11 protein-coding genes are annotated in these 14,021 nt (G+C 43.0%); all 11 read right to left on the reverse strand.

Annotated features, from left to right (window positions below):
- Positions 1-52: 52 nt before the first annotated feature.
- On the reverse strand, positions 53-406 hold the full coding sequence (gene rbfA / locus BGM23_RS13130; RefSeq protein WP_009967251.1) for a 30S ribosome-binding factor RbfA: 354 nt from the start codon (positions 404-406) through the stop codon (positions 53-55).
- 16 nt (positions 407-422) lie between these two features.
- Positions 423-701 carry a DUF503 domain-containing protein gene (locus BGM23_RS13135; protein WP_003231905.1) on the reverse strand — a complete coding sequence of 93 codons (279 nt, stop codon included), beginning with the start codon at positions 699-701 and terminating at the stop codon, positions 423-425.
- On the reverse strand, positions 698-2,848 hold the full coding sequence (gene infB / locus BGM23_RS13140) for a translation initiation factor IF-2 (protein ID WP_003231906.1): 2,151 nt from the start codon (positions 2,846-2,848) through the stop codon (positions 698-700). Before infB ends, BGM23_RS13135 begins: the two co-directional genes overlap by 4 nt.
- A 19-nt stretch (positions 2,849-2,867) precedes the next feature.
- Positions 2,868-3,170 carry a YlxQ family RNA-binding protein gene (locus BGM23_RS13145; RefSeq protein ID WP_003220946.1) on the reverse strand — a complete coding sequence of 101 codons (303 nt, stop codon included), beginning with the start codon at positions 3,168-3,170 and terminating at the stop codon, positions 2,868-2,870.
- A gap of 1 nt (position 3,171) precedes the next feature.
- Positions 3,172-3,447, reverse strand: coding sequence for a glucose-induced regulator RulR (gene rulR, locus BGM23_RS13150; RefSeq protein ID WP_029726486.1), 276 nt, complete (start codon positions 3,445-3,447; stop codon positions 3,172-3,174).
- A 13-nt stretch (positions 3,448-3,460) separates the two neighbouring features.
- Positions 3,461-4,576 (reverse strand): transcription termination factor NusA, encoded by a 1,116-nt coding sequence (gene nusA / locus BGM23_RS13155; protein WP_003231912.1) that lies wholly within the window; start codon positions 4,574-4,576, stop codon positions 3,461-3,463.
- Between the two features lie 34 nt (positions 4,577-4,610).
- On the reverse strand, positions 4,611-5,081 hold the full coding sequence (gene rimP, locus BGM23_RS13160; protein WP_003231915.1) for a ribosome maturation factor RimP: 471 nt from the start codon (positions 5,079-5,081) through the stop codon (positions 4,611-4,613).
- Positions 5,082-5,410: 329 nt separating this feature from the next.
- Positions 5,411-9,724, reverse strand: coding sequence for a PolC-type DNA polymerase III (locus tag BGM23_RS13165; RefSeq protein WP_029726487.1), 4,314 nt, complete (start codon positions 9,722-9,724; stop codon positions 5,411-5,413).
- 108 nt (positions 9,725-9,832) lie between these two features.
- The gene (proS, locus tag BGM23_RS13170) at positions 9,833-11,527 is read right to left on the reverse strand and encodes a proline--tRNA ligase (protein ID WP_003231918.1); all 1,695 of its coding nucleotides are present in this window, start codon (positions 11,525-11,527) and stop codon (positions 9,833-9,835) included.
- Between the two features lie 32 nt (positions 11,528-11,559).
- A complete protein-coding gene (gene rseP, locus BGM23_RS13175) occupies positions 11,560-12,828 on the reverse strand; it encodes an RIP metalloprotease RseP (RefSeq protein ID WP_010886508.1) in 1,269 nt (422 codons plus the stop codon).
- 6 nt (positions 12,829-12,834) lie between these two features.
- On the reverse strand, positions 12,835-13,986 hold the full coding sequence (dxr, locus tag BGM23_RS13180; RefSeq protein ID WP_003245155.1) for a 1-deoxy-D-xylulose-5-phosphate reductoisomerase: 1,152 nt from the start codon (positions 13,984-13,986) through the stop codon (positions 12,835-12,837).
- Between the last annotated feature and the right edge of the window lie 35 nt (positions 13,987-14,021).

Consider the following 14,021-nt stretch of genomic DNA (forward strand, 5'->3'; position numbering starts at 1 on the left):
TTCTTATAAACGAAGAAAGAGGACAGACGATATACGCCTATCCTCTCTTTTTTTATTCAGATGGTTTCTCTGAATGTAATTCGTGAATCAGTGTTTCGATCCGATTTCCGTAATCGATTGATTCATCGAACTCAAATTCAATTTCAGGCGTTTTTCGAAGTCTGATGCGGCTGCCGATTTCGGATCGGATAAATCCTTTCGCTTTTGCCAGCCCTTTCAGCGCTTCCTCCCGTTTTTTCTCGTCACCGAGAACCGAGATATACACCTTTGCAATTTGCAAATCACCTGATACACGTACATCCGTTACTGTCAGAAAACCAATTCTCGGGTCTTTCAGCTTGCGGCTGATAATATCACCGAGTTCTTTTTTCATTTGCTCGCCGACACGGTTTGCTCTCATACTCAATTCAATCACCTCTAAGTTAAAACCACTCTGTCCTAGTGATCGTCCGTTCAATTTCAGGAAAAGAATCGATAAACGCTAGGACGCGCTGCAGTTCTTTTTCTGTTTGAACGCGAGAGGAAGAAACAGCGGCGATTCCGAAGCTGGTTCTTTGCCAGGTGTCCTGATAGCCAATCTCCGAAATCGAAACATTGAACTTGTTTTGAACCCTAGTTAAAACCCGCTTCAGAACGGCACGCTTTTCTTTTAGCGATCCTGCATCATAAATGATGCATTCACACTCCGCAAATCCGATCACGTTCTTTCAATTTCTTGCATGACAAACGCTTCAAGGATGTCACCTTCACGAATGTCATTGTATTTCTTAATTGTAATACCACATTCATAGCCTTGTGAAACTTCTTTCACATCGTCTTTAAAGCGTTTCAGAACATCTACTTCGCCCTCAAAGATGACGACGCCGTCACGAATTAAACGGAGGCCGCTGTCGCGCGTAATGGTTCCTTCAGTAACATATCCGCCGGCAATTGTACCGATTTTAGATACTTTGAATGTTTGGCGTACTTCTACTTGACCAATTACTTTTTCTTCATATTCAGGATCAAGCATACCTTTCATGGCAGCTTCAATCTCGTCGATTACTTTGTAAATGATACGGTGAAGTCGAATATCTACATTTTCAGCTTCAGCCGTACTCTTAGCATTTCCGTCCGGTCTCACATTAAACCCGATAACAATTGCATTGGAAGCAGATGCCAAGATAATGTCAGATTCAGTAATCGCACCAACGCCTGTATGGATGATTTTCACTTTAACGCCTTCTACTTCAATTTTTTGAAGCGCAGCCGTTAAAGCTTCAGCAGATCCTTGAACGTCAGCTTTTACGATGAGGTTGATGTCTTTTACATCACCTTGCTTAATTTGCTCGAATAAATCATCAAGACTGAGCTTCGCTTTATCGCTGCGCTGCTCTTCAAGCTGTTTTGAAGCACGGGCTTCACCGACAGAACGAGCTGTTTTTTCATCCTTAAAGACAAGGAATTGGTCTCCCGCTTGAGGGACATCATTCAAACCGGTAATTTCAACCGGAGTTGACGGGCCGGCAGTTTTCACACGGCGGCCAATGTCGTTGACCATTGCACGGACACGGCCAAATGTATTGCCGACTACGATCGGATCACCGACATGCAGTGTTCCAGTCTGTACGAGCAACGTCGCAACTGACCCTCTGCCTTTATCGAGTTCAGCTTCAATAACCGTTCCTTTTGCCTGACGGTTCGGATTCGCTTTCAGTTCCTCTACCTCACTGACAAGCAAAATCATTTCAACGAGCTCATCAATGCCTTTTCCAGTTAAAGCGGAAAGCGGCACAAAAATGGTTTCTCCGCCCCATGCTTCAGGGACAAGACCGTATTCCGTCAGTTCTTGCATCACACGGTCAGGGTTTGCGGATTCTTTATCTATTTTATTCACAGCTACGATGATTGGAACCTCTGCTGCTTTTGCATGGTTAATCGCTTCAACTGTTTGCGGCATGACACCGTCATCGGCAGCTACGACAAGAATCGTAATATCAGTTACTTCTGCACCGCGTGCACGCATTGTTGTAAATGCGGCGTGGCCCGGTGTATCCAAGAACGTGATTTTCTTGCCGTTCTCTTCAATTTGATAAGCGCCGATATGCTGAGTGATTCCGCCTGCTTCTCCTTCAACAACCTTTGTTTTACGGATGCTGTCAAGAAGCGTTGTTTTCCCATGGTCAACGTGGCCCATGATTGTCACGACAGGAGGACGAATTTCAAGATCCTCTTCATTATCAGGCTCTTCGTATTTTTCCAGCTCTGTTTCTTCAAGCACAATGACCTCTTCTGTTTCAACACCATATTCTGATGCAATGAGTTCGATTGTGTCTTTATCAAGCTCTTGGTTAATGGTAGCCATTACGCCAAGAAGCATCAGCTTTTTAATGAGTTCTGAAGGCTCTTTGCCAAGCTCTTCAGCAAGTGCGCCAACTGTTAAAGTGCCAGAGAATGTAATTTTCTCAGGAAGCTCTTTTTTCGGCTTTACAGGCTTTTGCTGATGTTGGTTTTTATTATTGTTGTTGTTGCGTTTATTTTTTTTGTTGTTGTTATTCTTCTTGTTTTTGTTAAATTGATTATTCTGCACGTCATTCTTCTTTCCGTCTCGAATTTTATTTGGTTGATTTCCAGCTGATTGCTGATTAACCCCTTGTGGCTGTTTGTTTTTGTTCGTTTCTGCTGGCTTTTGAGATTTAGCAGCTGCGCCGCCTTTTTTATATTTGGCATCAAGCTTTTTAATGGCCTTTTCTTCAAGCATGGCCATGTGATTATTCACTTCTAAATCCATGTTCTTCAGTGCGGTCAAAATTTCCTTACTTGAAACATTTAACGCTTTTGCATATTCGTATACTCTCATTTTAGCCATTCGTTCACCCCCAAAAATATTAATCGAGCAAGCTGATCAGCTTATTCGCAAAACCTTGGTCAGTGACGGCGACAACGACACGGGCTTCTTTACCGATAGAGCGTCCAAGAACCGCGCGACTCTCGACTTTTTTATAAGGGACTTTATAATAATTGCACTTGTCAGTTACTTTTTTTGCTGTGTTAGATGATGCATCCTCTGTAAGCAGGACAAGCTTTGCACGCGCATTCCTGATTTCTTTTATTACCAAGTCTTCGCCTGACACGACCTTACGAGCTCGATTGGCCAGACCCAGCAAGGGAAACCATTCCATTCCAGACATTTTATTTTTTCACCTTTTCCGCCAGTTCCAGCAATTCATCGAAAATCTGGTCATCGATTTGTGATTGAAATTGATTTTGCAAAGTGTTTTTCTTTTTTGCTGCTAAGATGCACTCTTTATCCAGCGTTAAATAAGCACCCCGCCCATTCTTTTTTCCGGTCGGGTCTACTGTGATTTCGCCTTCTTTCGACCGTACAACTCGGATCAGTTCCTTTTTAGGCTTCATTTCACCAGTCACTACACATTTGCGTAATGGGATCTTTTTGTGTTTATTCACCTAAAGTCACCTCTTATTCATCCGATTCAGCAGTTTCAGGCTCCGTAAAGAGCGGCTCATCATCTTCTTCAAGTTCTCTCGGATAGATTCCAAGTTCTCTTGCGTCCGTTTCGCTCTTAATATCAATCTTCCAGCCTGTCAGTTTAGCAGCTAAGCGTGCGTTTTGTCCTCTTTTGCCAATTGCCAGAGACAGCTGGTAATCAGGAACAATAACAGTTGTCGCTTTTTCTTCTTCATTAACGATGACATCAAGCACTTTGGAAGGGCTGAGCGCATTCGCGACAAATTCTACAGGATCACTGGACCAGTTGACAATATCAATTTTTTCACCTTTTAATTCATTGACGATTGCTTGCACACGCTGGCCTTTAGGCCCTACGCATGAACCGACAGGATCCACGTCAGGATCATCTGTGCGAACAGAAATTTTTGAACGGTCGCCGGCTTCTCTGGCAACAGATTTTAGCTCGACAGTTCCATCATAAATTTCAGGCACTTCAATTTCAAACAAACGCTTTAACAGGCCTGGATGTGTTCTTGACACATAAATCTGCGGGCCCTTCGTTGTTTTTTCTACTTTTGTGATATATACCTTAATGCGGTCATGGGGCTTGTAGCTTTCATTCGGCATTTGCTCATTAACCGGCAGCAAGGCTTCTATTTTGCCTAAAGACACGTAGATAAATTTATTGTCCAGACGCTGGACGATCCCTGTCATGATGTCTTCTTCACGGTCGATAAATTCAGAATAGATCACGCCGCGCTCAGCTTCGCGCACACGCTGTGTGACGACCTGCTTCGCTGTTTGAGCAGCTATGCGCCCGAAATCCTTAGGTGTAACTTCGATTTCGACGACATCGCCGACCATATATTCCGGATGGATGCCCTGTGCCTCTTCAATTGAGATCTCTAATCTCTGGTCGTATACTTCGTCAACGACATCTTTTCTTGCAAATACACGGATGGAGCCAGTTTCACGGTTTAGATCCACCCGTACATTTTGCGCTTGATTAAAATTCCGCTTATAAGCAGAAATTAACGCAGCTTCGATTGCTTCGATGATAATTTCTTTACTGATGCCTTTTTCTTTTTCAAGAATCGTGAGAGCATCTAATAATTCACTGCTCATTTAACGGTCTCCCCCCTTAAAACATTTGTATTCATTAGAATGTAACAGCTAATCTTGCATTAGCTATCTTTTCATACGGAATATTGATCCGTTTCTTTCTTGTTTTGATCGTGATCTCAACTGTCACTGTTTGTCCATCAAATTCAGCCAGTTCACCTTCAAACACTTTTACGCCGTCAATAGGCTCATACGTCTTAATGTATACGTTTTTTCCTAGTGATTTTTCGAAATCGGCTTTTTTCTTTAGCGGACGCTCAGCTCCTGGAGATGAGACTTCAAGAAAGTAATTTTGGCTGATTGGGTCTGCCTCATCAAGCTTTTCGCTTAAAGCTTCGCTTACTTTGGCACATTCCTCAATATCCACACCGTCATCGGAATCAATAAACACGCGAAGGAACCAGCTTTGGCCCTCTTTGACAAATTCAATGTCAACGAGTTCCAGCTGAAGGCTGTCTACGATTGGCTGAGCCATTTCTTGAACGGTGTCAGTCACTTTTTTGCTCATGTTCTTCCTCCTTGTGCTGTCGATCTCATATTCGTCTCGTCACTCTGCATAAAAACCCTGCTTCAAAAGAGCAGGGGCTAAAAAGTAAACGATGAACATGTCGAGACAAAATTCTCCTGTTCAATACAAAAGAGCGGGTTTCCCCACTCTTTGCCTCGGTAATCGTTAGCATTTCCAATAAAACTATACCATAACCATATTTTTATTGCAAATGGATATACGCTTACCTTCATACCTAAGCAAGTGACAGAAACTCTAATATTACGATGGCACTTTTTGCGCTTATGTATGCATAGAAGCAGAATTTCTGAGAAATTCTGCATTCCATATTAGAACAGTGACAATTGGTTTTGATCAGGCAGTGATTCCAGACAGCCGTGGCGATCTAAGTACTCTAAAATCGTTTTTGATACTTTCCCTCTCTTTTGCAAATCTTCTTTTGAGAGGAATTCGCCTTCTTCGCGAGCTTTTACAATGTTCAAAGCAGCGTTCGTCCCTAACCCTGGAATAGAGTTAAACGGCGGAATTAGACTGTTGCCGTCAATAATAAACTCTGTGGCGCTGGAGCGATATAAATCGACTTTTTGGAATGAATAGCCTCTCTCACACATCTCAAGCGCTAATTCTAAAACAGTCAGAAGGTTCTTTTCCTTCGGTGAAGCATCAAGTCCTTTAGAGTTTATATCCTCCATTACCGCTCTGATTGCTGTAGAGCCCTTGATCATTGTATCGATATCAAAGTCATCTGCACGAACGGTAAAATAAGCCGCATAATACAAAAGAGCATGATGCACTTTAAAGTAAGCAATGCGGACTGCCATTAAGACATATGCCGCGGCGTGGGCTTTCGGGAACATGTATTTAATCTTTTTACAGGAATCAATATACCAGTCTGGGACATTGTTATTTTTCATTTCTTCTTCCCATTCAGGCGTTAATCCTTTTCCTTTACGCACGAATTCCATGATTTTAAAGGCAAGGGACGGTTCAAGGCCTTGATAGATTAAATAAACCATAATGTCATCACGGCAGCCGATAACCTCACTCAGCTCACAAATATTATTGTGGATGAGCTCCTGTGCATTGCCAAGCCATACATCAGTTCCGTGAGACAAGCCTGAAATCTGAACGAGCTCAGAAAAAGTGGTCGGCTTTGTATCTTCAAGCATCTGCCGGACAAATCGGGTTCCGAATTCAGGAATTCCAAGAGTGCCCGTTTTACAGCCAATCTGTTCTTCAGTCACACCGAGTGATTCGGTTCCCTGGAAGATCTTCATCACTTCAGGATCATCCGTCGGAATTGTTTTCGGATCTATTCCGCTTAAGTCTTGAAGCATCCGAATAACAGTCGGGTCATCGTGTCCGAGAATATCAAGTTTTAACAGGTTGTCATGGATGGAGTGGAAATCAAAATGAGTCGTTTTCCACTCTGAACCTGTGGCATCTGCCGGGAACTGGATCGGTGAAAAATCATAAATATCCATATAATCCGGAACTACGATAATACCGCCAGGGTGTTGTCCAGTTGTACGTTTTACACCTGTGCATCCCTGTACGAGCCGATCTATTTCGGCACCGCGCATATGAAGATTGTTGTCTCCGGCATAGCCTTTTACATAACCGTAGGCTGTTTTTTCTGCCACCGTGCCTATTGTTCCCGCACGATATACATTGTCTTCTCCGAACAATACTTTTGTGTAATTGTGTGCTTGCGGCTGATATTCCCCTGAGAAGTTCAAATCGATATCAGGTACTTTGTCCCCTTTAAATCCTAAGAACGTTTCAAATGGAATATCATGGCCGTCTTTTTTCAAAGGCGTTCCGCAATGAGGACATGTCTTGTCAGGCAGGTCAAAACCAGAACCGACAGAACCGTCATTAAAGAACTCAGAATGCTGACACTCAGGACAAACATAGTGCGGCGGCAGCGGGTTTACCTCAGTAATCTCAGTAAGTGTCGCAACTAATGAAGATCCTACGGAACCACGGGAACCAACGAGATACCCGTCATCTAGTGAACGTTTTACAAGTTTGTGAGAGATCAAGTAAATAACAGCAAATCCGTGGCCAATAATACTCTTTAACTCTTTTTCAATCCGCGCTTCGACAATTTCAGGCAGCTCTTCCCCGTAAATGCTTCTTGCACGCTGATAGCTCATTTCTCTGATCTCTTCATCGGCGCCTTCGATTTTCGGCGTATATAAATCATCTTTAATCGGCTTGATGTCATCAACTAAAGAAGCAACCTTTTGGGTATTGGTGACTACGATCTCCTTCGCTTTTTCTTCACCTAAGAAAGAAAAAGCTTCAAGCATTTCGTCTGTCGTTCTGAAATGCACTTTCGGCAGTTCATGCCTATTCAGCGGATTTGCCCCGCCTTGTGAGGATATTAAAATCTTTCTGTAGATTTTATCCTCATCATTCAAGTAATGAACATTTCCCGTAGCAACAACCGGTTTATTAAGCTTTTCCCCCAGCTTCGTGATATTCGCAATAATTTCTTTCAGCGCTTTTTCATCACGGACCAGTTCAAGCTCCAGCAAGTGACGATACACTTCAGGCGGCTGAACCTCAAGGTAATCATAGAATGACGCGATATCTTCCACCTCTTCAGGCGATTTTTGCATCATTCCCTCAAAAACCTCTCCCCTGTCACAGGCAGAACCGATCAGCAGCCCTTCCCTGTATTTCTCAAGCTGAGATCTCGGAATACGCGGCACTCTGTAAAAATAATGAATATGAGAAAGTGACACAAGCTTAAATAAATTTTTAAGTCCCGTGCTGTTCACGGCAAGTAATGTTGCATGATACGGTCTTGATCTTTGATAAGCATTGGACTGACCCATATTTTCATTCAACTCATCATGGTACTGAATGCCTTTTTCAGCTGCGTCTTTCAGCATTTTCAGAAGCAAATAAGCGGTTGCCTCAGTATCATAGATCGCACGGTGATGCTGTGTGAGTTCGATATCAAACTTTTTACAAAGTGTGTTCAACCGGTGGTTCTTAAATTCCGGATAGAGAAAACGTCCAAGTTCAAGCGTATCAATGACTGGGTTTTTAGCTTTATCGACTTCAAGAAGCTTTTTATAGGCTACATTTAAGAATCCCATATCAAAGCTTGCATTATGAGCGACAAGGATATCATCGCCAATCCATTCTCTGAAATCTCTTATTACATCTACGACATCCGGAGCGTCTTGTAGCATATCATCAGTGATCCCTGTCAGCTCTATGATTGTGGCGGAAAGCGGACGATGCGGGTTCGCAAACGCCTCAAATTTATCAATAATTTCTCCGCCTTTTACTTTTACTGCAGCCAGCTCAATAATGGTATCGTATACAGCAGACAATCCTGTCGTCTCAACGTCAAAAACAACATATGTTTCTTCTTCGAGCAGACGATGTGCGGCATTATAAGCAATTGGCACGCCATCATCCACGAGATTCGCTTCCATCCCGTAAATCATTTTAATTCCATGCTTTTTTGCCGCAGAATACGCATCAGGAAAGGATTGAACGACAGCATGGTCAGTCAAAGCGATGGCCTCATGCCCCCATTTTTTCGCCTGTTCGACAAGCTTTCCGATACCCGTAACAGCATCCATTTGGCTCATTGGGGAATGAAGATGCAATTCCACTCTTTTTTCTCCTTCAGGTGCTGAATCTTCACGGGTTTTTGCTTTTATTTCGTTTACGTCATTTGCGATCATGACAAGGTCTCTGACAAATGTATCATTTTGAATGCTTCCGCGTGCTTTTACCCACATTCCTTTTTTCAGAGACTTCATCAGTGCCGCATCTTCTTTTTCACGTGCAAACATTTTGATCAAAATACTATTTGTATAGTCTGTAATTTTGAAGATACACAGCGTGCGCCCGCTCTTCAGCTCGCGCGTCTCCACATCAAACACATAACCTTGGACCGTAATTCTCCGTTCTTCGTCCATGATGCTGTCAAGTGTCCGGATTTCCTCGTTATCTTTAATTTGATAACCGATAACAAGAGGACCAGATGGTGCTTGGTCTTCATCACTTTCTTTATCTTTCTTCTCCATTTCAATCAAGGCCTGCATCGCCCGCTCTTGGTCTTCCGCAAGCTTTTGTTCCCGAAACTTTTGAACTTCCTGCTCGGATACAAATATTTCAGCATCAAGCTGAAGATCCGGAAAGCCAAATTGACGGTAGCCTGCTTGAATCATGGAACTGTATTTGTTTTTTAGCGCAGCCGCTTCTGTATCCGTTTTGGTTTTGACAATCAGTTTATTGCCCTTCAGCTTCGGTTTTTGCTGGTTTAAAAGACTGATAATCGGCGGCGAAATGCCCTGCAGTTCTTCAATGCAGCGTGACCAGTAGTCTTGAACGATACTTTCACTGACCTCGGCATCCTGAACTTCAATTGAAGATGTCACTTTTGCTATGTGGGCAAACGATTGCGTCAGCCTCGTTGTTAATGTGTCATATATTTGAAAAGGCAGCAAAGATTTAAATTGAAAATGAAAATGCCAAGACTTAGAAGCTTTGTGAATTGTCAGCTTTTTAATCTCGCCATGTTCAAAGTATGTCATGAAGGTATCATCTGTCATATTAATCTGCTGCAGAAGAATTTGAAACTGCCTTCTGTTTACTGATAACTGTTCCATTAAGACAGTATCCCTCCCTAAAAACATCATAAGTGAAGGTACCTCAGGCAATGAGGTACCTTCTATTATTTCTATTTTAACATGTTTTTTGATAAATCGTTATGGTGATTACTGCTTGCTGATAAACGCAGATAATTCGTCTACTGAAATCTCAGTTGACTCACCAGTTTGACGAATTTTCACTTCGACGATTCCTTCGTCAGCTCGTTTTCCGACAGTGATGCGGATTGGAAGGCCGATTAAATCTGAATCAGCGAATTTTACGCCGGCACGCTCAGCACGGTCATCATAGAGCACTTCATAGCCTTCCGCTTTTAAATCGGCATACAGCTTTTCAGCAAGCTCTCTTTGCCCATCGTTTTTCATGTTCAAAGCAAGAATATGAAGATCGTACGGCGCAACGCTTTTTGGCCATATTAAGCCTTTTTCGTCGTGATGCTGTTCAGCAATAGCAGAAAGCGTTCTTGACACACCGATTCCGTAACAGCCCATCAGCATTGGCTGCGCGCGTCCGTTTTCATCTAAATATGTCGCATTCATCGCTTCTGAATAGCGTGTTCCGAGCTTAAAGACTTGTCCGACTTCGATTCCCTCAGCAAAACGGATCGTTCCCTTGCCGTCTGGTGAAGGATCACCTTCTTTAATAAAACGAAGATCAGCAAATTCTTTAATTTGCGCGTCACGATTCACATTGACATTTTTATAATGATGATCTCCTTCATTTGCCCCGGCAACAGCATTAACCATTGCTTTCACAGCTTGATCGGCATATACTTCCACATCCTGATGAATACCGACAGGGCCTACAAAGCCTGGCTCTGTTCCGAGCTGCTGAATGACCTCTTCATGTGTAGCAAGCTCTACAACTTCTGCATGAAGCAAGTTTTTCACTTTAATATCGTTAACTTCATGATCCCCTCTTACAAGCACTAAGACAAAACGGTCATCAGCTTTAAACAATACTGACTTAATGCACGCTTCAGCCGAAACCTGTAAGAACGCAGTCAGTTCTTCGATTGTTTTCACGTTAGGCGTATGAACCTTCTCTAGAGCTTTAGGCTCTTCATCTGAAGGAACTTCCTGGTGAAGAACTTCAGCCATCTCGATATTAGCCGCGTACTGTGATTCATCAGAATACGCAATCGTATCCTCTCCGATCGCAGAAAGTGCCATAAATTCGTGCGTATCCTTTCCTCCCATTGCGCCTGAATCAGCGATAACAGGTCTTACATTAATGCCGCAGCGGGCAAAAATATTAGAATAGGCCTCGTACATTTTTTGATACGTTTCATCCAGGCTCTCTGCAGATGCATGGAAAGAGTACGCATCCTTCATAATAAATTCGCGGCCTCTTAACAAACCGAAGCGAGGACGTTTTTCATCTCTGAACTTAGACTGAATTTGATAAAGAGTCAGAGGGAGACGCTTATAAGATTTAACCTCATCGCGAACAAGCGAAGTGATAACCTCTTCATGCGTTGCCCCTAAAGCAAATTCACGGCCATGACGGTCTTTTAGTCTCATCAGTTCGGGACCATACGTATACCATCTGCCTGATTCCTGCCATGTCTCTGCCTGCTGCAATGCGGGCATGAGCATTTCTACGGCATCAATTTTCTCCATTTCCTCTCGAACAATCTGCTGAATGTTTTGAATCACCTTATACGCAAGAGGCATATAGCTGTATACCCCGCTCGTATTCTGTCTGATAAATCCTGCTCTCAGAAGAAGCTGATGACTTTTTGCTTCGGCATCAGCTGGAACTTCACGGAGCGTAGGAATAAGCGTCAAGCTTTGTCTCATTTCTTCGCACCTCTGATTGATTTACTTTTCGTTTACAAAAACAGCCGCTGGATATCGTTCCATGTGACAACCAGCATAAGAAGCATTAAGAAAGCTACGCCGATAAACACAACAAATGCTTCTTTTTCCCTGTTAATCGGTTTGCCCCGAATCGCTTCAATAAATAGAAACAACAGTCTTCCTCCGTCAAGTGCCGGAATCGGAAGCAGGTTGACAATCCCAAGGTTAATGCTTAAAAACGCCGCAAACTGAAATAAGTTCACTATCCCTGTTTTCGCCACTTGGTCTGTCATGTCATATATGCCGACAGGACCTGACAGCATATCGAGTTTAAATTGGCCTGTTACTAATTTGCTCAGATTGGTTAAAATGGCTTTGGTGACATCAACTGTTGATGTCGCGCCGTAAGCAACCGCTGAGAGTACGCCTTTTTCAGTCGGCGCATAGGAACCGAAACGTCCGATTGTTTTTTTGTTCTCATCTTTAACAGCTTCCGGAGTCACCGAAATATGAAGCGTTTTGTTATCTCTTTTTACTGCAACGTCCATTTCTTTCTCCGGGTTTTCTTTTACAGCGGAGACAATGTCAGTCCAAGACCTCATTTTCTCTCCGTTAATGCTTTGGATATAATCCCCTTCTTTTAGCCCTGCTTCAGCCGCCCGTCCATTGTCTGTCAGCTGCCCGAGCATAGGTTCATTTGACGGTACGCCTTGAATCAGCCCAAGCATCACTAAAATGACGTAAGCTAAAATAAAGTTCATAATCGGCCCTGCAGCAATTGCTTTAATCCGCTGCCATACAGGTTTGGAACCAAATTGGCGATTATACGGCGCAATCTGCACTTCTTCTCCGTCTACAATAAAAAAGGATGTTTCGCTGACAGTAAAGCTGGAAAGTTCGTCCTCTTTCCCCTGTTCATAACCGGTGATCTTCATGTCATGCTCTAGATCCGCTGTTTCCACTTCAATGACTAATGCATCCGGATATTTTTCCTTTTGATTGATGATGACTTTCTCAACTTGATCTTCCTTATTAAACAGAAGCCCGACCGTGTATCCGGGTTTCACCTCAATCATTTCCGGATCTTCGCCGGCCATACGAACAAATCCGCCGACCGGAAGCAGCCTGATCGTATAAACTGTTTCATTTTTTTTGAAAGAAAAAATCTTTGGACCGAAGCCGATCGCAAATTCACGGCAGAGAATTCCCGCTCTTTGGGCTAGCAATAAATGGCCCAGTTCATGGAAGAAAACGAGCGTTCCGAAAATAATGATAAACGCTATAACTGTATTCACGAACATACCACCTTATGTGAGTATTGAATTGACGTATCCCCGGGTATCTTTGTCCACTTCTTGAATGTCCGCCAGGCTCGGTTTTTTCAGTAATTGATGGCGGGTTAGTGCCTTTTCGATACAGTCTTCAATAGCCAAAAACGGTATCTTGCCAGCTAAAAAGGCAGCGACAGCTACTTCGTTTGCCGCATTTAGCACTGTCGGCATTGTTCCTCCTATTTTACCTGATTCAAAAGCAAATTGTAAGCATCGGAACCTGTCAAAATCAGCTTTCTCAAAATGAAGGCTGCCGATTTCCCATAATTCAAGCCTTTTCGCATCTGGTAATGGCAATCGGTCAGGATAAGTGAGCGCATATTGAATGGGGACTCTCATATCCGGAGTTCCGAGCTGTGCGATCACACTTTTATCATGGAACTCAACCATTGAATGGATGATGCTCTCCTTATGTAAAACCACATCAATTTGTTCATAAGGTATATCGAAAAGCCAGTGTGCCTCGATCACCTCTAATCCCTTATTCATCATTGTAGCCGAATCAATTGTAATTTTTGCACCCATTGACCAGTTTGGATGTTTTAATGCATCTTCAACTGTTACTGATTCGAGCTCCTCCCGCGTCTTGTCCCGAAAACTTCCGCCGGATGCCGTAATGATGAGGCGTTCAATGTTTTTAGCCTGTTCGCCTTGAAGAGCTTGAAAAATGGCTGAATGCTCACTGTCAACAGGCAGCAGCGGAACATCATATTTCTTAGCATGTTCTTTTACTATATGCCCTGCAGTGACAAGAGTTTCCTTATTTGCAAGCGCAATTGTTTTTTTCTGTTCAATTGCCTTTAATGTCGGGATAAGACCGACGCTTCCAAGTAAAGCGTTGACAACAATGTCAACCTCCTCCATCACTGCTGCTTCTATCAGTCCTTCTTCTCCCAGCCCGATTTGGCATTCAAAAGAAAAAGACATTTGTTTTAATTTATGATATGTATCCAGATCACCGACAGAGACAAACTTCGGCTGAAAGACCTCAATCATTGGAACGGCCTTATCAATATTTCTGCCAAACGACATAGATACCAGCTGAAATTGATCTTGATGTGCACGCAGCACATCAAGAGTCTGTTCGCCGATTGATCCTGTTGCTCCTAAAAGACAAATATTTTTCAAAGTTGCCACTACTCCTATTCTTATTGCTGCATGAT

Origin of the sequence: Bacillus sp. FJAT-14266, from assembly GCF_001719225.1 — a bacterium.
GTDB classification, from domain to species: domain Bacteria; phylum Bacillota; class Bacilli; order Bacillales; family Bacillaceae; genus Bacillus; species Bacillus subtilis.

What these genes read in the sequence shown, in the direction of transcription:
- nusA (WP_003231912.1), bottom strand. Translation starts at nt 4,576, where the DNA reads ATGAGCAGTGAATTATTAGATGCTCTCACGATTCTTGAAAAAGAAAAA.
- rseP (WP_010886508.1), bottom strand. Translation starts at nt 12,828, where the DNA reads ATGTTCGTGAATACAGTTATAGCGTTTATCATTATTTTCGGAACGCTC.
- BGM23_RS13145 (WP_003220946.1), bottom strand. Translation starts at nt 3,170, where the DNA reads ATGTCTGGAATGGAATGGTTTCCCTTGCTGGGTCTGGCCAATCGAGCT.
- proS (WP_003231918.1), bottom strand. Translation starts at nt 11,527, where the DNA reads ATGAGACAAAGCTTGACGCTTATTCCTACGCTCCGTGAAGTTCCAGCT.
- infB (WP_003231906.1), bottom strand. Translation starts at nt 2,848, where the DNA reads ATGGCTAAAATGAGAGTATACGAATATGCAAAAGCGTTAAATGTTTCA.
- BGM23_RS13165 (WP_029726487.1), bottom strand. Translation starts at nt 9,724, where the DNA reads ATGGAACAGTTATCAGTAAACAGAAGGCAGTTTCAAATTCTTCTGCAG.
- rimP (WP_003231915.1), bottom strand. Translation starts at nt 5,081, where the DNA reads ATGAGCAAAAAAGTGACTGACACCGTTCAAGAAATGGCTCAGCCAATC.